This window comes from Kitasatospora sp. GP30 (assembly GCF_029892145.1).
GTDB classification, from domain to species: Bacteria; Actinomycetota; Actinomycetes; order Streptomycetales; family Streptomycetaceae; genus Kitasatospora; species Kitasatospora acidiphila.
In genome coordinates this window covers 1-20,580 of sequence record NZ_JARZAH010000060.1, presented here as the reverse complement: position 1 = coordinate 20,580, position 20,580 = coordinate 1, and the positions used below count along the sequence as shown (strand labels likewise).

Genomic DNA, 20,580 nt, shown 5'->3' with positions numbered 1-20,580 from the left:
CCGAGTAGGGCCTGCTGCTGACTCTGACCGAGCGGCCCACCGAGCCGCTGCCGGTCGAGGCGCCCGACGAGGCCGAGGAGACCTGGACCAGGTTCTCCTCGGACCGCCGCGGCTACGACGACGTCCCCGGCACCATCACCCGCTTCGCCGGCACCGCGACCGCCGGGAGCGCCTCACGACGATCACCGGACTCCTCACCGCCGCCCTGGGCCCGCGCACCCGTCGGGTCGTCTACAGCGAGCCCGGCCCCGTTGATCCGCCAGGAGCTGGAGCACATCAGCACCATCGACCTGGTGCGCATCGTGATGCTGACCGAGGCAGGCCTGCGATTGGTCGGCGGGCCAGTGCGAGGACGAGTACACCCGGGTGCGTGGCAGTCGCGCGGGGCGAAGCCCTCGCGCTCGGCCATGCCGTCGCCGATGACCGCGCGGACCGCCGCCACGGCCGCGGCTCGGTTGGGAAGCGACAGGCCGCGTACCAGCACGGCACCGTGGGACACCGTCAATTCCCGGATGTCTACTCAGTGTTCGCTGATTCGGTGCCCGGCATGGGCGCCCGGGTCGACGGCCAGGCGGGCGAGCAGGCTCATGCGAGGTCTCCGTATTGTCAGGAGTGCCCGTCAGTACTTGTCAAGGAACTCGGTGATCGCGGCGTTGACCGCCTCCGGTCGCTCCAGGTGCCCCAGGTGTCCGGCATCGGGGATCTTGACGAAGTCGCAGCCGGGGATGGCGTCGGCCACCTCCGAGACCAGGTGGGGCGGGCAGATCAGGTCGTCGGCGAAGCCGATCGCCCGGCACGGCACCGTGATCGCGTGCAGCGCCTTGCGTCGGTCCCCGGTCTGGGTGACCCAAGCCTGGCCGTCGGCGGTGTTGCTGCCGCCGACGGTCAGTTCGAAGATATCCAGCCAGGAGCGGATGGCGTCGTCGTCGTTCAGCGAGGCGGGGGAGAGCATCTCCAGGACGGTGCGGACCGCCTCGTACTTGGGCGGCAGTTGGACGCGATTCTCCCGCATCAGCTGCTCGCTCTCCAGCATCGCCCGGCGCATCGCGTCAGACCGGGCCCTGGTCGCCATCAGGACTGCCGAGCGCACCAGATGAGGTGCCTCGATGGCCAGTTCCTGGGCGATCATGGCGCCCATGGAGTACCCGACGATCCGGCACGGGCCGAGGTCCAGCGCCTCGATCAGCCCCTTGGTGTCAGCCACCATGTCGGCCAGCGAGTACTTGCCCTCCGGTGCGTCCGAGCCGCCGATGCCCCGGTTGTCGAAGACGACCGCCTGGTAGCCGGCCTGGATGACGGCCGGAGTCTGGTGCATCGTCCAGACACGGCCCGCGGCCCCCGAGCCCATGATGAACAGGACGGGTTCGCCCTGGCCCGAGCGCTGGTACGAGAGGCGGATGCCGTTGGTGCTCACCTGGGGCATGGCGTGGGTACTCCTGAGCGAGAGGGAATCGAGGTGGAGGCGGCCCGCCGATCCGGCTCCGCTACACCCACCTTGGCACCGCGTCGCGCTGGTCATCAAACCAGGCTGTTGGCAAGGCCGTTCAGGAACTGTTCGTCGCCGGCCGTGGGGAGTCCGGCGTCGAGTGCTGCCGCGGCGATGCCCTGACGGTACGTCAGAGTGACCGACGAGCCGATCAGGGTGAGGGCGGTGGCCGGCAGGAAAGCCGGGGTGGGTCGGTGGATGTGCGGGCCGACGGCGCTGGCGGTGACCAGCCCACCGAGGTTTCCGCGATCCAGACCGGGCCAGGCCAGGATTGGGAGGACGGCTCAGCCGGTCACTCCGGCGACGACGGCGACCAGCAGCATCGCGCTCGCCGTGGCGGCGCTCACGCCCGCCGGGGCCAGCCGCGTCTGAGCGTAGACGGTAAGGGCGATGAAGGCGAAGCGGGAGAGACGGCAGACGAAGCCGTCGGACCAGGCGAGCCGGATAGTCGAGTCCCACCCGCACATGTCGGACGGGGCGATCGCGTGGACCGCGGGATTGGGGGCGAAGGCCGTCGCGGCCAGTCCGCGATGTTCAGCTGAGGCGGTGCCGCAGTTGAACGCACGAATCGGCCGGGAAGGCAAGGTGCGCCCGCTCAACAGCGGAGCGAGTCGGCAGCGGGCCGCGGAACTCATCGCCGAGCGCCCGCAGGCCCGTTACGCCATGACCCCGCGCCCTTTCATGTTGCACCACACAGTCAGAGACCAAAAGAACTTCCCTGCGCCTCAGGTACTTGACCGAAGAGCCTCCCGTGCTTCGCCGGGTCGGATGCACTCGGGACTCGGCGGGCACCCCGCCTTCTGCAGGTCGCGTTGAACGCGTGATGTCGCTGGATGTGTGCCTTCGACTACTTTCGGGCGCTATACCTCCTGTCTGTGAGATATGCACAGGGAGGGGGCCTGACCGAAGGGCGGCGGGCATTCCGGGAGCAGATACGAAGGGCGGCGGCCGAGGGGTTCGCCCGGGGAGAGGAGAATGCGGTCATCGCCAGGCGACTGCGAGTGCACGTCAGATCGGTGCAGCGCTGGAGAAGTTCGTGGCTGCTGGGTGGATCCGAGGCACTGTCCTCGAAGGGGGGCGCCTCGACACCGCTGCTGAGCGAGGCGGAGCTCACCGAGTTGGAGGACGAACTCGCCAAGGGTGCCGCAGGGCACGGGTGGCACGATTCGCAGTGGACACTCGACCGGATAAGGCTGCTGATACTCCATCAGTTTGGCGTTCGTTACACCGTCCAGGGTGTAGCCGCGTTGCTCAAACGCCATGGGTGGGTCCATCGCCCGCACCGGCACGGACTGGTGCCACGGGGTGGGGGCACGGGTTGGGTGAAGGAATGAATCTGGTCAATTAGTCTTTGATTCAAGTCAATTGACGATCCTTGAGACATCACCGTTTGCAAAATCTTCACACGATCAACTGGTTGACCCCTCGACGGTTCATGGAGCGGAAGTCATGATCAAGGCATAGGAATTTGACTGGGACGTGTCCTTGAGGGCCCGGCTTCGAGCCTTGGCGGTGATACGGAGCGATCGAGCACTCGGGACCTGGCAGGCACCTCGCCGACGCCTCTGTGGAGTATCGGCACGCGCCTGGGCCCAGCTCGGAGCCGACAGCAATCAGGGGGAGCACTTGAGGCGGACTGTTAGAGAGCGGACTGTTAGAGACCTGACATCGACCGTTGTGGTGCCGGCCGCCGTGTTGCAGTTGGGAGAGTCACCGCGCACCGGCGGTCGGGACGAGGAGCACATCGCCAGATTGGCGGAGCTGGACGGCCCGCTTCCGCCGATCCTGGTCGAGCGGCACACCATGCGCGTGATCGACGGGACCCACCGGCTGCTGGCCGCGGTCTCCAAGGGCCAACTGGCCATCGAGGTTGAGTTCTTCGACGGCAGCAGTGCGGATGCCTTCCTGAAGGCGGTCGAGGCGAATGTCACCCATGGTCTGCCGCTCTCCCTGGCCGACCGGCGGGCAGCAGCCGAGCGGATCGTGACCTCGCACCCGCACCTTTCCGACCGGGCGATCGCGCGGACCGCGGGGCTGGGTGCCAAGGCGGTGGCGGCGATTCGCCGCCAGGTGGCTGAGACCGCGGATGGACCGCAGTTGCAGGCGAGGGTCGGTCGGGACGGCAAGGTCCGTCCGCTGAACAGCTTGGAAGGGCGCCGTCGGGCCGCGGAGCTGCTGGCCGAGCGCCCGGAGGCCTCGCTGCGCGAGGTCGCCAGGCTGGCCGGGATCTCCCCGGCGACGGTCAGCGATGTCCGGCGCCGGCTGGCGGCCGGGGAGATCCCGGCCACCGAGCAGGCGGGCGACGACGCCATGGGCGTGGTGCTCCCGGCCCAGCGGACCCACGGGACCGTGGCCCGGCATATGCGGCTGGTGCGGTCCGACCCGGCCATGGCGCTGGGGAAACTACTGCGCGACCCGTCGCTGCGCCACAAGGAGGAAGGCCGCCAACTGCTGCGCCTGCTGCAGCAGAACGCGATGGGGGCCAAGGAATGGTCCGAGCTCACCGAGGTCGTGCCCACGCACTGCGGCACCCTGGTGGTGGACCTTGCCCGGCAGTGCGCCGAGACCTGGCTGGAGTTCGCGCAGCAACTGGACGAGCGGGTTCGCGCGGTGGACCAGGCCGCGACCGGCTGACCGAGTAGTGCCGGGCCCGTCGTGGCGGTCGCACGCGGGCCCGGCACAGACCGGCAGGGCAGCCGATGGGGCGCTGCTGTCATACGGCGCGGATCAGGACGAGCGACCCGTTGAGGTAGGGCTGTTGCCGCAGGTGGCCGTGCCGCTCGTCCCAGCTGCCGGAGGCAAGGTCCTGTCGGAGCCGCTCGGTGCACTGCTGCGCCAGCTCCGGCTCGACGAAGCTCCATGCCGAGCAGGACTGCAGGGCAGCCGGGTCCGGCCCGGCCATTGTCGGCCCGCAGCACCAGCAGACCGGCCTGTTCCAGCGCTCGACCTGTTTGGGCGCCAGGTTCTCCTCGGCGTTCTGGGACAGCAACTGGGCGAGGATGAGCAGGCTGTTGAGCGGGGTGCGCAGCTCATGGCTCATGTTGGCGAGGAACTCGGACTTGTCCATCGAGGCGCGTGACAACTGCCGGGCCCGTTCCTCGAGCGATGCGGTCCCGCTCGCCGGCGACCGGGTGTTCAACCGGTGGTGTGCGGCAGTTGGACACCCGCGCGCACTCGTCCGGGACCACACGTCGGCGCCGGCCCTGCCGCACCGCACACCCTTGCATCCCAGCATCCCTGTGCCACCTGGGTGTTCAGGGTCAGCGTGCACTCTGCCACTTACCGAGCGACGAGGGTTGGGGCATAGTGGTCGGCGGCTCCGCCATGATCCTTAATGCCGACGCAACCGATGCCGATGATCTGCGCTTCGCGCTCTCTGTAGTCAAAACAGCAGAAAGGGCGCTACGTTGACGAACCTGTCCGACGATTCCGATGCAAATTACCTGGTCCTTGGCAACGACGAGGGTCAGAATTCGCTGCGGCCGGTCTTCGTCGAGGTTCCTGCCGGTTGGCAGACCGTTCTTGGTGAGGCTCCTCGCCGGGATTGCCTGGGCCACAGCGGAAACTCCTGGACGACATGCGCCCGAAGAGACTCATCGCGGCGATGAAGAGGAAGTAGTCCGGCCTGGACGGCGACGCGAGGCGGCCGCACCTCGGCTGAGGTAGGAGCCGGAACGGTGCGCCGCACCCCGGAACAGAAGTGACTGACGGAGCAGCAGCCTAGGGGAACAGCATGGATTTCGATCTCGGCGGCTACCAGAGCCTGGGGGCCGCCTTCGACGCGCGGATCGCGCGTCACCCGGAGAAAGCCGCTCTCACCGTCTCCCGTGGCACCGCCGAGGAAGACAACGAGAGCCTCAGCTTCACGGAGCCGGTGCGGCTCACCCCGCCGCGCGAACTGGACCCCAGGGTGCGGCGCCTGGCGGCGGGAGACCTCACGTGACCGCCACCCGCACGGGCGCCGGGATCGAGGCGGCCCTCGACGAAGCCCTGGGCATGCTCGATGAGACGGCTCGCCGGTCCGTGGAACTCGATGAGAACGAGCAGTTTCCCGCGGACTTCTGTGCCCGCCTCGACGGGTTCGGCCTGCCGGCCTACTACGTGCCGACCGAGTGGGGCGGCGCGCTGTCCGACCACGAGGAACTGATCCGGCTCCTCCGCACCGTCGCTCGCCGTGACATCAGTGCACTGACGGCCCACACCAAGACGTACCTGGGCGTGGCCCCGGTGTGGATCGCCGGAAACCCGGAGCAGGCCCGGGCCACCGCCGACGCGGTGCTGTCCGGGTCCCCGGTTGCTTGGGCGCTGTCCGAGCCGGAGCACGGCGCAGACCTGTTGAGCGGTTCCGTCACCGCCACGGCGGAGCCCGACGGCTACCGCGTCGACGGCGTGAAGTGGCCGATCAACAATGCCACCCGGTCGAGCCACCTCACTCTGCTCGCGCGCACCGGCCCGGAAGGTTCCGGGCGTGGTCAGAGCCTCTTTCTCGTCGACAAGTCGGCGCTACAGCCGGGTACTTGGCGGACGCGGCCGAAGGTGCGGACGCACGGCATCCGCGGGATCGACATCTCCGGCATCGAGTTCGACGGTGCGCTGCTGCCGGCCGACGCATTGATCGGCCCGGAGGGAAGCGGCCTGGAGACGGTGCTGCTCGCACTCCAGCTCACCCGGACGACGTGCACCGCCATCTCCCTCGGCGCCGGTGAGCACGCGCTGCGACTCGCCGCCCGGTTCACCGCGGCGCGCGTCATCCAGAAGCGCCCGCTGGCCGAACGGCCCTTCCCGGCCTCGGTCCTGGCCCGCAGCGCCGCGCTGCTGGCGGCTGCAGAAGCGACCTCGCTGGTCGCCGGCCGTTCGATCCACAGCCTCACTGCGGAGATGAGCGTGACCTCGGCGGTCGCCAAGGCACTCGCGCCCACCCTGGTCGACGCCACGCTCGGGGAGCTCGCCGAACTGCTCGGCGCACGTTCCTTCCTCTCCGACGTCTACGAGTACGGCGCGTTCCAGAAGGTGTGGCGCGACCACCAGATCGTGGCGGTGTTCGACGGCAGTACCCCGGTGAACCGCGCCGCCCTGGTGCAGCAGTTCCCCAAGTTGGTCCGCGGCTTCGCCGGCGGCACCGTCGATGCGGGCGGAGTGGCCGAAGCCGTCTCGGTCGGTAGCCCGGTGCGACATGTCGACCGCGGCGCACTGACCATGCTGTCCCGGCGCGGATGCTCCGTCGTGCAGGCACTGCCCGCACTCGTCGAGTCGATCGGTGGTCGGCCCGCCCCCACCGGGCTCGCCGACCAGGCCGTCGCACTGGGCGCCATGGCCGAGGACCTGCACGGCCGGATGGCCGAGGTGGCGCCCGCCGCCCGTCCCGCCATGGCCGCCTACGAGCTGGCCGCCGCCTATGAGCTCTGCTACGCGGGTGCGGCCTGCCTGCACTTGTGGGCCACAGGTGAATCCGAGCACGCCGCGGAACCGCTGTGGCAGGACGGCCTCTGGGTGCGGGCGGCGCTGCGCGCCCTGCTGGCCAGGCTCGCCGCGGTCCTGCGGGTGCCGGTGCCGGTTGCCGGGCTGGGCGACGACCGGCTCGACGGCGCGCTGGCCCGTCTCATCGTCGACGCCGCGACCACCGGTGCGCCCATCACCCCGTTCGGGGCCCCGGCGCCGCGAACGCTTCAGCAGGGGGAGGACTCACGTGAGCGCTGAGAAGCTGGACGCACTGTTCGGCGACCTACGGGATGCGGACAACCCGGTCGGCTACGCCAGCATCCTCGCCGCCGATGAGCGGCACGAGATGCTCGCCGAGGGCGAACGCCTGCTGGACGCTTACGGCATGAACGCCGAGTTCGTGCCCGCCGCGTACGGTGGCCGGCTGGTGCGGGCCGACCGGCTTGCCGAAGTGCAGCGGGTGGTATGGCGACACGACCCTTGCCTTGGCCTCGGCTACGGCTTCAGCTCCCTCCTCGGATCGGTCAACATCTGGTCCGCCGGCACGCACGAGCAGCGCACGAAGGCAGCCGAGATCCTGCTGGGGGGCGGCCGGATCGCGGCCGCCTTCCACGAACTCGACCACGGCAACGACTTCGCGCACGCCGAGTGCGCTGCCGTTCCGAGCGACGACGGCTGGCTGCTGACCGGGCGCAAGGAGATCGTCACCAATCTGCGCCGTGCCGAGGCCATGGTGCTCTTCGCACGGACCAGTGAGATCGCGGGCAGCCGCAGCCACAGCCAGTTCTTCGTCACCCGGGGCGAGTTGCCGGCCGACCGCGTGCTGGATCTGCCGCGGTTCCCCAGCTCCGGCATGAACGGAGTGCAACTCGGCGGACTGCGGTTCTCCGACTGCCCGATCCCCGGCAACGCGATGCTCGGCCGGCCCGGCCAGGGCATCGAGAACGCCCTGCGCGCCTACCAGCTCAGCCGAGTGGTGATCCCAGCCGTCCTCGTCGGGCCGTTGGACACCGCGCTGCGTCTGGCGCTGGAGTGCGTGCACGAGCGGCGCCTCTACGGTGGCTTCGCCGCCGACCTGCCCTATGTGCGCGCCGCCCTCGCACGCGCCTACGCCGACCTGCTGGCCGTCGACGCCTTCTGCGGCGTCGGACTCCGGGCGCTGCACCTGGCCCCGGAGGCCACGCTGCTCTACGCGCCGGCGGTGAAGTACCTGACGTCACGGATCGTACTGGACGCCTTCGAGGATCTGCGTGCGGTCATGGGCGCCCAGGGCTACCTCCGCGAGGGCTCCTACGCGATGTTCCAGAAGCTCGTCAGGGACGCCGCTCCGGCCACCTTCGCCCACATCTCGCGCTCCGCCTGCCTGGTGCTGATTCTGCCGCAACTGCCCCGGCTGGCACGGAAGTCCTGGCTGGCCGACCCGGCCGCCGCTCAGCAGCTGTTCGACCTCGGCGCGGATCTGCCGCCGCTGGACTTCGACCAGCTCGCCGTCGGCATGCTGTCCGGTGACGGGCTGATCGGCGTGCTGGCCGAGACCGCCGAGCGCGAGTCGGCTGGGAGCCCGGTCGGTCGGTTCGCAGTGCGCTTCAGGGACGAGGTGCTCGCGCTGCGCGACCAGTGCGCCGCACTGGCTCCCTCGGACCTCACGATCGGGGCCTCTGCGGAGGCCTACGCGGTGGCCGACCGGTACACGGTGCTGCTCGCCGCCGCCGCCGCGCTCGCGGTCTGGCGCAGCGATGACCGTCAGCAGGAGGCGGCGCTCCTCGGGATCCTCGACCGGCTCTCCGGACGCCTCGGTGGCGCCCCGGTGCTCACTCCGGACGAGCGCGCGAGTGCCGAGCAGGCGCTGTTCGACATCGCTGTCGAGCGCTTCCAGGACGGGCGGCTGCTCGACCTGTCCGCACGTCGTGTTTCGGGATGAGAGAGGGAGTTCGATGACTGATCGGGAAGTGGGTGTGCGGGTGTCGGGTGAGGACATCGAGCGGTGGTTGATGGAGCGGGTGTCCTATTACCTGGAGACGCCGGTGGGGGAGATCGATCCGGGTGTCTCGCTCGCCGAGTACGGGTTGGAGTCGGTGTACGCCTTCGCGTTGTGCGGTGACATCGAGGACAAGTTGGGTGTGACCGTGGAGCCCACCCTGGTGTGGGATGTCGACACGGCTGCGGCTCTGACCGTTCACCTGGCCGGCCTGGTGGCCGAACTGCCGTCGGCCTGACGGGCCTTCCGGCCCTTCAAGGCCCGCAGGGCTTTTAGTGCACGTTTGTTTGCCGGCGGCGGGGCCCGACGGGGTCCTGGGTCGGTTTGGTTGATTCGCGCGGTCCCGGTGCCGTGGTTCAGCGTCCTGCCTTTGTTCTTCCAGAGTGCGTCGATTGATTGAGGGATACGAGAAATGGGTGCCTCCGCACAGGGTCTGTGGGATCTGATGTCCGGCCAGCTGGGGGTCTGGTACGCGCAGCAGCTCGCGCCTGACAATCCGGCGTACAACATCGGTGACTGCATGGAGATCCACGGCGAACTCGACGCGGATCTCTTCGTGCGTGCGCTGCGCCGCACGGTGCAGGAGGCGGAGGCTTTGCGTCTGCGCCTGTGTGTGGAGGGCGGGACGCCGCGGCAGTTCCTGGGGGAGGCCGGGGAGGTTCCGGTTCACGTGGCGGATCTGCGGGGGGAGGCTGATCCGCGTGCGGTGGCGCAGGAGTGGATCCAGGCTGATCTGGACACGCCGGTGGAGCTGGTGGGTGGGGCGCTGTCGGGGCATGCGTTCTTCGTGCTCGGGTCGGATCGCTTCCTGTGGTACCAGCGTGCTCACCACATTGTTCTCGACGGTAGTGGTCTGTCGCAGTTCGCTGAGCGGCTGTCCCAGGTGTACGGGGTGCTTCGGGCGGGTGGGGATCCGGCCGAGAGCGCTTTGCGGTCGGTGTCGGAGCTGATCGAGACCGACGAGGTCTACCGGGATTCGCAGGAGCGTGACCGGGACCGGCGGTTCTGGCTGGAGGCGTTCTCGGACCATGAGGAGGAGACGGCGTCCGAGGGGCCGCAGGGGCGGCGCCTCGCCGGCCGGCCGGTGACCCACCAGCAGGATCTCGGAGTCGACGCGACCGCTCGGCTGCGGGCTACCGCGAAGCGGCTTCGGGTCAGCTTCGCCGGTTTGGTGATCGCCGCGTCGGCCGTCTACCAGCACCGGTCGACCGGGGCGCAGGACGTCGTGCTCGGAGTGTCGGCCAGTGGCCGCACGAGCATGCGTGAGGTGGGCATCCCCGGCATGACCGCGAACATCATGCCGATCAGGCTCAGGGTCCGTCCGGGCATGTCCGTCGAGGAGCTGGCGCGGCAGACGCAGCGAGCGGTCCAGAGCGGTCTGCGTCACCAGCGCTACCAGTACCCGGACCTGCTCAGGGACCTGAAGCGGGTCGGCGGCACCCCGCTGTACGACATGATCGTCGACGTCATGGTGGCCGACCGCCGGATCGGTTTCGGCGACTGCGCGATCATTCGGACCGGCCTGGCAAGCGGGCCTGCCGAAGGCATGAAGATCGATGTGCTCGGTGACGCGGCCGAGGGCGGTGTGCAGACCGTCATCGAGATGAACCGCGAGTACTACGACGCCGAAGCGGCGTCGGCGGTGAGTCGCCGGTTCCTGGCCGTGCTGGACTGGCTCAGCAGTGCTTCGGCCACCGCCTGCGTCAGCACCGTCGACCTGCTCGACCCGGCTGAGCGACGGCTGGTGCTGGAGACCTGGAACGACACCGTGGTACCCGGCGCGGCCCTGCCGGTACCGCAGCGGTTCGCCGCCCAGGTGGCCGCGACGCCGCAGGCGGTTGCTGTGGTAGCCGACGGCGCGGCGGTGTGCTACGCCGAACTGGACGCGCGAGCCAATCGGTTGGCGCACCACCTCCTCGCCCAGGGAGTCGGTGCGGAGTCGCTGGTGGGTCTGTGCCTGCCGCGCGGCCTGCAGGCGATCGAGGCGATCCTGGCGGTGTGGAAGGCGGGGGCGGCGTACCTGCCGCTGGACCCGGCGTACCCGGCGCAGCGGCTCGGCCAGCTGCTGGCCGACAGCGGGGCCGGGCACGTGCTGGGCGAAGCGGCGCTGATCGGGCAGCTGGCAGCCCAGGGTGTGCGCACGATCGCCCTGGATGACCCGACGGTGTTGGCCGAGCTGGTCGCACGACCCACCGCTGCGCCGGAACTCGACGTGATGGCCGACCAGTTGGCCTATGTGATCTACACCTCCGGCTCGACCGGCAAGCCCAAGGGCGTGGCTGTGACGCACCGCGGGCTCGCGAACTACGTGGCCTCGGTGCCAGGACAGGTCGGCTTCGGTACGCCGGGCGCCAGGTATGCGCTGCTGCAGCCCACGGTGACGGATCTCGGTAACACCGTGGTGTTCGCGAGCCTGACGACCGGCGGTGAACTGCACGTCCTGCAGGAGGGCGCGGTGACCGATCCGTCGGCCGTGGCCCGGTACCTGGCGCAGAACCGCATCGACTTCGTGAAGGTGGTGCCCTCGCACCTGGCGGCGCTGGGCGCGGCAGCCGGCCTGGCCGCCCTGATGCCGGCCGGGGCGCTAGTGCTGGGCGGCGAGGCGGCGTCGCCGACGCTGGTCGCCCAACTGCTCGAAGTGGCCGGTGAGCGTGGTGTGTTCAACCATTACGGGCCCACTGAGACGACCATCGGCGTGGTGGCCGGGCGCCTGGACCGGAAGCCGGTTGCCGCGGGCGTGGTGCCGCTCGGGGTGCCGGTGGCCAACACCCGTGCCTACGTGCTGGACGGGTCGCTGAGCCCCGTTCCGGTCGGTGCGGCGGGTGAGTTGTACGTGGCCGGTCCGCAGGTGGCGCGCGGGTATGTGGGGCGTGCCGGTCTGACCGCGCAGCGGTTCGTGGCCTGCCCGTTCGGCCCGGCCGGCGAGCGGATGTACGCGACGGGCGACCTGGTGCGGTGGACCACCGACGGCGAACTGGTGCACCTGGGCCGTACGGACGAGCAGGTGAAGGTGCGCGGCTTCCGGGTGGAACCGGGTGAGGTGCAAGCGGTGCTGGCCGCGCACGAGTCGGTGGCACAGGCCGCCGTCATCGTCCGCGAGGACCTCCCGGGCGACAAGCGCCTGGTCGCCTACGTCGTTCCCACCGCCGCCGCGCAGACGGCTTACGCCGCGCGACTGAGTGAGCTCGTGCTCGTGTCCCTGGCCGAGCGGCTGCCGGGGTATCTGGTGCCCTCCGCGGTGGTGGTGCTGGACGCGCTGCCGTTGACGGCCAACGGCAAGCTGAACCGCGCCGGCCTGCCTGCTCCGGACTATCTGTCCCCCACCGCCAAGGCCGCCGGCCGCGGTCCGGCGACGGTGCACGAGGAGATCCTCTGCGGTGTGTTCGCGCAGGTGCTGGGGGTGGAGAGGGTCGGCGTCGACGACGACTTCTTCGCTCTGGGCGGCCACTCGCTGCTGGCGATCCGGCTGATCAGCCGGATCCGGACGGTCCTGAACGTCGAGTTGCCGATCCAGGTGTTCTTCGAGGTGCCGTCGCCGGCCGGGATCGCGGCCTGGCTGGCCGAATCGGCGGTCACCGAAGGGCGTGCGGCGCTGGTGGCGGCGGAGCGGCCGGAGCGGGTGCCGCTGTCGTTCGCGCAGCGCCGCCTGTGGTTCCTGGGGCAGCTGGAGGGTCCGAGCGTCACCTACAACGCCGCGGTGGCGCTGCGACTGAGCGGAGAGTTGGACCAGCAGGCACTGGCGGCCGCGTTCAAGGACGTGATCGGGCGGCACGAGGTGCTGCGCACGGTCCTGCCGGCGGTGGATGGTGAGCCGTATCAGCGTGTCCTGTCGGTGGAGGCGTGCGGGTTCGAGCTTGCGGTGGTCGAGGTGGCGCCGCAAGAGCTGGACGGCGCGGTGGCCGAGGCCTCGGGTTACGCGTTCGACCTGTCGGCGGAGATCCCGCTGCGGGCGACGGTGTTCGCGGTGGCGCCGCAGGAGCATGTGCTGGTGGTGCTGGTGCACCACATCGCAGGTGATGGTTGGTCGACGGGGCCGATGCTCCGGGATATGTCGATGGCGTACGCGGCACGGCTGGGCGGTGCGGCGCCGGTGTGGGAGCCGTTGCCGGTGCAGTACGCGGACTACGCGTTGTGGCAGCGGGAGTTGCTCGGCGACGAGCAGGACCCGGACAGTGTGCTGTCGGGGCAGGTGGCGTATTGGCGGGAGGCGTTGGCGGGGGCACCGGAGGAGTTGGAGCTGCCGACCGATCGCCGGCGCCCGGCGGTCGCCTCGTACCGTGGGCACGAGGTGCTGCTGGATGCCCCGGCCGAGCTGCACGCGCGGGTGCTGGAGATGGCCCGGGAGCGGGGGGTGACCCTGTTCATGGTGCTGCAGGCGGCGTTGGCGGTCACCCTGAACCGGATCGGCGCGGGCGCGGACATCCCGATCGGGTCGCCGGTCGCCGGGCGCACCGACGAGGCGCTGAACGACCTGGTCGGGTTCTTCGTCAACACCTTGGTGGTGCGGACCGACCTGTCCGGTGACCCGACCTTCGACGAGGTGCTGGAGCGGGTCCGGGAGACCAGCCTGGGGGCGTTCGCGCACCAGGACGTCCCGTTCGAGAAGCTGGTGGAGGAGCTGTCGCCGGCCCGGTCGATGGCACGCCACCCGCTGTTCCAGGTCGTGCTCACCGTGCAGAACACGGAGTCGGCACGGCTGGAGCTGCCCGGTCTGCGCGCCGACCGGCTGCCGACCGGCCTGGTACTCGGCAAGTTCGACCTGGACCTGAACCTGAGCGAGGCGTTCGACGCTGACGGTGCGCCGGCCGGCTTGCGGGGTGTGCTCCTGGCGGCGGCGGACTTGTTCGATGCGCAGACCGTGCGGCGGATCGCGAGCTGGTTGCTCCAGGTCCTGCAGACGGTGACGGCGCAGCCGGAGACGCGGTTGAGCGCCGTGGATGTGATGGGCGCGGATGAGCGCCGCCTGGTCCTGGAGGAGTGGAACGACACGGCGGTCGGGGTCGAGACGTCGACGTTGCCGGGGTTGTTCGCGGCGCAGGTGGCGCGGACGCCGGATGCGGTGGCGGTGGTGTTCGAGGGTGTCGAGGTGTCGTATGCGGAGTTGGATGGGCGGGCGAACCGGTTGGCGCGGTTGCTGGTGGGGCGTGGTGTGGGTGCGGAGTCGGTGGTGGGGGTGTGTTTGGAGCGCGGGGTCGAGTTGGTGGTGGCGCTGCTGGCGGTGGTGAAGGCCGGTGGTGCGTATCTGCCGATCGATCCGGCGTATCCGGATGACCGGATCGGGTACACGCTGGGTGATGCGGGCGCGCGTCTGGTGCTGACCTCGGCTGAACTGGCTGGTCGGCTGGGTGGGTTCGGTGTCGAGGTGGCGGCGTTGGACGAGCCGTCGCTGGTGGGGGAGTTGGCGGCGCTCGATGGTGGGGCGGTGGAGTGTGTGGTGTCGCCGGGGCATCCGGCGTATGTGATCTACACGTCCGGGTCGACGGGTCGGCCCAAGGGTGTGATGGTGACGCATGGCAATGTGACCGGGTTGTTCGCGCAGACCGAGCCGCTGTTCGGCGGGTTCGGGGCGGACGATGTGTGGTCGTGCTTCCACTCGTTCGCGTTCGACTTCTCGGTGTGGGAGTTGTGGGGTGCGCTGCTGCACGGCGGCCGGGTGGTGGTGGTCCCGTATGGGGTGTCGCGCTCGCCGCAGGAGTTCCTGGCGCTGATCGAGCGCGAGCGGGTGACGGTGCTGAGTCAGACCCCGTCGGCGTTCTACCAGTTGGCGGCTGTGGAGGAGCAGCGGCCGGGGGCGGTGGCGTCGCTGCGTGCGGTGGTGTTCGGTGGCGAGGCGCTGGATCCGGGCCGGCTGGACGGCTGGTGGCGGCGTCATGGTGATGGTGGTCCGCGGTTGGTGAACATGTACGGCATCACCGAGACGACGGTGCATGTCACTTTCCGCGAGCTGGCCTCCGGTGAGGGCGGGGCGGGCAGTGTGATCGGGCGCGGTATCCCGGGTCTGGGTGTCTTCGTGCTGGACGAGTTCCTGCGGCCGGTGCCGGTGGGTGTGACGGGTGAGATGTATGTCGCGGGTGGGCAGTTGGCGCGGGGGTACCTGGGTCGTCCGGGACTGACAGCCGAGCGGTTCGTGGCCTCGCCGTTCGGGGTGCCGGGTGGGCGGCTGTACCGCACGGGTGACCGCGCGAAGTGGTCGGGCGACGGCGAGTTGGTGTTCGCGGGTCGTGCGGACGAGCAGGTGAAGATCCGCGGTTTCCGGATCGAGCCGGGCGAGGTGCAGGCCGTCCTGGCCGCACACCCGGCCCTGGAGCAGGCCGTGGTGACGGTCCGTGAGGACGTGCCGGGTGACAAGCGCCTGGTGGCGTACGCGGTTCCGGTCGACGTCGATGCCAGCGCGGATGAACTCCTCACCAGCCTGCGGGAGTTCGCGGGTGAGCGGTTGCCGGCGCACATGGTGCCGTCGGCGGTCGTGGTGCTGGACGAGCTGCCACTGACGGTGAACGGCAAGCTGGACCGCAAGGCGCTGCCGGCGCCGGAGTATGCGGCGGGTGCGGGTCGGGCGCCGGCGACGGTGCAGGAGGAGTTGTTGTGCCAGGCGTTCGCGCAGGTGCTGGGACTTGACCGGGTCGGTGTGGAGGATGACTTCTTCGCGCTGGGTGGTCATTCGCTGTTGGCGATGCGGCTGCTGAGTCGGATCCGTTCGGTGCTGGGTGTGGAGTTGGCGGTCCGTGAGCTGTTCGAGGCGCCGACGCCGGCGAGTCTGGCGGGACGGCTTGGGCAGGCCCGTGAGGGCCGGTTGGCACTGCGTGCGATGGAGCGTCCGGAGCGGGTGCGGTTGTCGTTCGCGCAGCGCCGTTTGTGGTTCCTCGGTGAGTTGGAGGGCGCGAGCGCGACCTACAACACTCCGATGGCTTTGCGCTTGTCCGGGGAGGTGAACCGGGAGGCCCTCGCGGAGGCGCTGCGGGATGTCATCGGGCGGCACGAGGTGCTGCGGACGGTGTTCCCGGCAGTCGATGGTGAGCCGTACCAGCGGGTTCTCGGTACGGAGGAGTGCGGGTTCGAGCTCTCGGTGGTCGAGGTGGCGTCGGAGGGGCTGGAGGACGCACTGGCTGAGGCGGGCCGGTATGCGTTCGACTTCTCGTGTGAGATTCCGTTGCGGGCGACGCTGTTCGCGGTGAGTTCGGTTGAGCATGTGCTGGTGGTGCTGTCGCACCACATCGCCATGGACGGCTGGTCGACCGCTCCGCTGGTGCGGGATCTGTCGGCGGCGTATGCGGCGCGGTTGGGTGGCGTGGCTCCGGTGTGGGATTCGCTGCCGGTGCAGTATGCGGATTTCGCTTTGTGGCAGCGGGAGTTGCTGGGTGACGAGCGGGATTCGTCGAGTGTGTTGTCGCGTCAGGTGGAGTACTGGCGTGAGGCGTTGGCGGGAGCTCCGGAGGAGTTGCCGCTGCCGTTCGATCGGCCGCGTCCGGCGGTTGCGTCGCACCGCGCCCACACCGTGGAGTTGGATGTTCCGGCCGAACTGCACGGGCGTTTGGTGGAGTTGGCGCGTGAGCGCGGGGTGACCATGTTCATGGTGCTGCAGGCGGCTGTTGCGGTGACGCTCAGCCGGCTGGGTGCGGGGGCCGACATCCCGATCGGGTCGGCGATCGCCGGGCGTACGGATGAGGCGTTGAACGATCTGGTCGGGTGCTTCGTCAACACGGTTGTCGTGCGGACGGATCTGTCGGGGGACCCGACGTTCGAGGAGGTTCTCGGTCGGGTGCGCGAGGCGGGGTTGAGCGCGCTGGAGAACCAGGATGTGCCGTTCGAGAAGCTGGTGGAGGAGTTGGCGCCGGCGCGTTCGCTGGCCCGGCACCCGCTGTTCCAGGTCGTCCTGACCCTTCAGAACACCGGCTTGGTAGCGGATGGCGGTGCGCTTGACCTGCCTGGCCTGGGGGCTGAACCGTTGTTGTTGGGTCGGGCGATGGCGAAGTTCGACCTTGATGTGATCGTGGGTGAGGTGTTCGGTGCGCAGGGCGCGCCGGCGGGGGTCCGGGGCATGCTGACGGCGGCGGCGGATCTGTTCGACGCCGGTGTCGCGGGTCGGATCGCGGGCTCCCTGGTGCGGGTGCTGACGGCGATGGCCGATGACCCGCAGACCCGGGTCGACGCGGTGGATGTGCTGGGTGCGGATGAGCGCCGCCGGGTGCTGTCGGAGTGGAACGACACCGCTGCGGCCGGATCCGGGTTGATGGTTCCGCAGGTGTTCGAGGCGCAGGTGGCGCGGACGCCGGATGCGGTGGCGATCGTCGCCGATGGTGCGTCGGTGTCGTATGCGGAGTTGGATGCGCGGGCGAACCGCCTTGCCCACTACCTGGTCAGCCAGGGTGTCGGGCCGGAGTCGGTGGTGGGGTTGGCGTTGCCGCGTGGTGTGGAGATGATCGCCGGGATTCTTGCGGTGTGGAAGGCGGGGGCCGGGTACCTGCCGGTGGACGTGTCCCAGCCGGCGGAGCGGGTCGCGTTCACGGTGAAGGATTCGCGGGCGCAGTTGGTGTTGACCACCGATGAGGTGCTGGAGGACCTGCCCTCCGTCGGGGTGCGTCTGGTGGCGGTGGATGGCACGTTGACGGCGATGCAGTTGGCGGCGGCGCCGACCACCTCGCCTGGCGTGGCGGTGGATCCGCGGTCGCTGGCGTATGTGATCTACACCTCCGGTTCGACGGGTCGTCCGAAGGGCGTGGCCGTCACGCACGGGGGTCTGGCGAACTACGTCTCCTCGGTGCCGGCCCGGATCGGTTTCGAGGGTGGTAGGTATGCGTTGTTGCAGGCGCAGGCGACCGACCTGGGGAACACGGTGCTGTTCGCGAGCCTGCTGTCGGGTGGTGAGCTGCATGTCCTGGACGAGGATGCGGTCACCGATCCGCGCCTGGTGGGCGACTACCTGGCCGAGCACGGGATCGACTTCGTGAAGGTGGTGCCCTCGCACCTGGCGGCGCTGGGTGCGGTGGGTGGTTTGGAGCGGGTGCTGCCGGGCCGGTCGGTGGTGCTGGGTGGTGAGGCCGCCTCGCCGGGGTGGGTCGATGAACTGCTGGCCGCGGCCGGTGAGCGGCGGGTGTTCAACCACTACGGTCCGACGGAGACCACGATCGGTGTGGCGACCACCCGTCTGACGTCGGGTGGGGTGGTGCCGGTGGGTTCGCCGGTGGCCAACACCCGCTTCTACGTGCTGGATGAGCGCCTCAACCCGGTGCCGGTGGGTGTGGAGGGTGAGTTGTATGTGGCGGGTGCGCAGTTGGCGCGCGGCTATGTGCGCCGTCCTGGCTTGACCGCGGAGCGGTTCGTGGCGTGCCCGTTCGGCAGCGGCATGGGGGTCCCCCCGGCCGAAGGCGGGGGGCGGATGTACCGCACGGGTGACCGTGCGAAGTGGTCGGCTGATGGCGAGATCGTGTTCCTGGGCCGTGCGGACGAGCAGGTGAAGATCCGTGGTTTCCGGATCGAGCCGGGTGAGGTGGCCAGTGCCCTGACGGCGCACCCGCTGATCGCCCAGGCGGCTGTGATCGCCCGCGAGGACACCCCGGGGGACAAGCGCCTGGTCGCCTATGTGGTCGCGGACGACCCGGATGATGTGGACGGCACGCTCGCGGACGGGGTGCGGGCCTTCGTCGCCGCCCGGTTGCCGGAGCACATGGTGCCCGCCGCGGTGGTGGTGTTGGACGCCCTGCCGCTGACGGGCAACGGGAAGCTGGACCGCAAGGCGCTGCCCGCGCCGGACTTCGCGGCGGCGGGTGGGGCGTCGAGTCGTGGGCCGGCATCGGTGCAGGAGGAGATCCTGTGCGAGGCGTTCGCCGAGGTCCTCGGGTTGGAGAGCGTCGGCGTCGATGACGATTTCTTCGCGCTGGGTGGGCATTCGCTGTTGGCGGTGTCGTTGGTGGAGATGTTGCGGGTGCGTGGGGTCTCGGTGTCGGTGAAGGCGTTGTTCCAGACGTCGACCCCGGCGGGCTTGGCGCTCGAGGCGGGTGCGGAGCAGGTGGTGGTGCCGGCGAACCTCATCCCCGAGGACGCCACGCAGATCACCCCGCAGATGCTGCCGCTGGTGGAGCTGACCGGGGCCGAGCTCGAGTTGATCGTGGCGAAGGTGCCCGGTGGCGCTGCGAACGTCGCGGACGTCTACCCGCTGGCCCCGCTCCAGGAGGGGATCCTCTTCCACCACTTGATGAAGGCCGGGCGTGAGGGTGAGCGGGATGTGTATGCCAGGCCGACGGTGCTCGGGTTCGACTCCCGCATGCGGCTCGACTCGTTCCTGAACGCGCTGCAGCGGGTGATCGACCGGCACGACGTGTACCGCACGGCGATCGTGTGGGAGGGGCTGCGCGAGCCGGTCCAGGTCGTGGCCCGACACGCCGAACTGCCGGTCCGGGAAGTCGTGCTGGACCCGCAGGGTGCGGACGCGGCGGAGCAGTTGCTGTCCATCGGCAGCACCTGGATGGCGCTGGACCGTGCCCCGCTCATGGACGTGCACATCGCCGCCGAACCGGGTGGCGACGGCTGGCTGGCCCTGCTGCGCGTCCACCACCTGGTGCGGGATGACACAACGACGGACGCGCTGCTGGGTGAGGTGCGTGCCTTCCTGACAGGGCGGGGCGAGTCGCTGTCCAAGGGGCTGCCGTTCCGCGACTTCGTCGTCCAGGCCCGCCTCGGTGTGCCGCGCGAGGAGCATGAGCGGTACTTCGCCGGTCTGCTGGGCGACGTCACCGAGACCACCGCCCCGTTCGGCCTGCTGGACGTGCATGGAGACGGCACGACCGCAGTATCGGCGCGTTCCTCGGTGGAGGCTGAGCTCACGCTTCGACTGCGGGCAATCGCGCGCCGGATGGCCGTGAGTCCGGCGACGGTGTTCCACCTGGCGTGGGCGCGGGTGCTGGCCGCGGTGAGCGGTCGTGAGGACGTGGTGTTCGGCACGGTGCTGTTCGGCCGGATGAACGCCGGGGCGGGTGCCGACCGGCTCCAGGGTCCGTGCCTCAACACGCTCCCGGTGCGGGTGCAGGTCGGCACCTCCGCCGTGGGCGAGGCGCTGGCCGGGATGCGGCAGCAGTTGGCCGAGCTGCTGGTGCACGAGCACGCGCCGCTGGTGCTCGCGCAGCAGGCGAGCGGTGTGGCGGGCGGCAGCCCGCTGTTCACCGCCCTCTTCAACTACCGCAACGGCCGCGGCGGTGCGACGGAGCTCGGCGCGGGTCTGGGCACCGGGTTGGAGGACGTGCGGATCCTTGCCGCCGAAGGGCGCACCAACTACCCCCTGGTCGCGAATGTCGATGATGACGGGAACGGGTTCAGCCTGACCATCGACGCGGTGGCGCCGGCCGATGCGGAGCAGGTGGGCACGATGCTGCACACCTGCCTCCTCCAGCTCGTGACCGCGTTGGAGGAGGATCCGCAGGCGCGGTTCGCGGCGCTGGACGTGCTGGGTGCGGCTGAGCGCCGACTGGTGGTGGAGAAGTGGAACGACACGGCGGTCGAGGTCGAGTCGTCGACGTTGCCGGGGTTGTTCGCCGGGCAGGTGGCGCGGACGCCGGATGCGGTGGCGGTGGTCTTCGAGGGTGTCGAGGTGTCGTACGGGGAGTTGGATGCGCGGGCGAACCGGTTGGCGCGGTTGCTGATCGGGCGTGGTGTGGGCCCGGAGTCGGTGGTCGCGGTGGTGATG

11 protein-coding genes and 1 pseudogene are annotated in these 20,580 nt (G+C 69.9%); 8 read left to right on the top strand and 4 right to left on the bottom strand.

The window, feature by feature from the left end; translation table 11 throughout:
• Positions 1-112: 112 nt before the first annotated feature.
• From P3T35_RS38415 to P3T35_RS38405, 3 genes are all read right to left on the bottom strand, one after another.
• A complete protein-coding gene (locus P3T35_RS38415; RefSeq protein ID WP_101383121.1) occupies positions 113-499 on the bottom strand; it encodes a hypothetical protein in 387 nt (128 codons plus the stop codon).
• A gap of 120 nt (positions 500-619) precedes the next feature.
• Positions 620-1,423 carry an alpha/beta fold hydrolase gene (locus tag P3T35_RS38410; RefSeq protein ID WP_101383122.1) on the bottom strand — a complete coding sequence of 268 codons (804 nt, stop codon included), beginning with the start codon at positions 1,421-1,423 and terminating at the stop codon, positions 620-622.
• Positions 1,424-1,770: 347 nt separating this feature from the next.
• Positions 1,771-2,085, bottom strand: coding sequence for a hypothetical protein (locus P3T35_RS38405; RefSeq protein ID WP_143676962.1), 315 nt, complete (start codon positions 2,083-2,085; stop codon positions 1,771-1,773).
• A gap of 234 nt (positions 2,086-2,319) precedes the next feature.
• Between P3T35_RS38405 and P3T35_RS38400 the strand changes: the two genes are divergently transcribed.
• Both P3T35_RS38400 and P3T35_RS38395 read left to right on the top strand, forming a co-directional pair.
• A complete protein-coding gene (locus P3T35_RS38400; protein WP_101383124.1) occupies positions 2,320-2,820 on the top strand; it encodes a winged helix-turn-helix domain-containing protein in 501 nt (166 codons plus the stop codon).
• Between the two features lie 358 nt (positions 2,821-3,178).
• A complete protein-coding gene (locus P3T35_RS38395) occupies positions 3,179-4,120 on the top strand; it encodes a transcriptional regulator (protein WP_280709569.1) in 942 nt (313 codons plus the stop codon).
• Positions 4,121-4,199: 79 nt separating this feature from the next.
• Here P3T35_RS38395 and P3T35_RS38390 read toward each other — a convergent pair whose 3' ends face one another.
• Positions 4,200-4,553, bottom strand: a complete 354-nt coding sequence (locus P3T35_RS38390; RefSeq protein ID WP_280709566.1) for a histidine kinase dimerization/phospho-acceptor domain-containing protein — start codon at positions 4,551-4,553, stop codon at positions 4,200-4,202.
• A 340-nt stretch (positions 4,554-4,893) separates the two neighbouring features.
• Here P3T35_RS38390 and P3T35_RS38385 point away from each other — a divergent pair.
• The 6 genes and pseudogenes from P3T35_RS38385 to P3T35_RS38360 form a co-directional block, all read left to right on the top strand.
• Positions 4,894-5,105 (top strand): annotated as a pseudogene (locus P3T35_RS38385) (MbtH family protein).
• Between the two features lie 114 nt (positions 5,106-5,219).
• Complete coding sequence (locus P3T35_RS38380; RefSeq protein ID WP_101383125.1) at positions 5,220-5,429, top strand: hypothetical protein; 210 nt, start codon at positions 5,220-5,222, stop codon at positions 5,427-5,429.
• Positions 5,426-7,183 carry an acyl-CoA dehydrogenase family protein gene (locus P3T35_RS38375; protein WP_101383126.1) on the top strand — a complete coding sequence of 586 codons (1,758 nt, stop codon included), beginning with the start codon at positions 5,426-5,428 and terminating at the stop codon, positions 7,181-7,183. Before P3T35_RS38380 ends, P3T35_RS38375 begins: the two co-directional genes overlap by 4 nt.
• Positions 7,173-8,846 carry an acyl-CoA dehydrogenase gene (locus P3T35_RS38370; RefSeq protein WP_101383127.1) on the top strand — a complete coding sequence of 558 codons (1,674 nt, stop codon included), beginning with the start codon at positions 7,173-7,175 and terminating at the stop codon, positions 8,844-8,846. The genes P3T35_RS38375 and P3T35_RS38370 overlap by 11 nt, the downstream gene beginning before the upstream one ends.
• 13 nt (positions 8,847-8,859) lie before the next feature.
• Positions 8,860-9,141 carry an acyl carrier protein gene (locus P3T35_RS38365; protein WP_101383128.1) on the top strand — a complete coding sequence of 94 codons (282 nt, stop codon included), beginning with the start codon at positions 8,860-8,862 and terminating at the stop codon, positions 9,139-9,141.
• 174 nt (positions 9,142-9,315) lie between these two features.
• A partial coding sequence (locus P3T35_RS38360) for a non-ribosomal peptide synthetase (RefSeq protein ID WP_280709562.1) occupies positions 9,316-20,580 on the top strand: 11,265 nt, incomplete at its 3' end.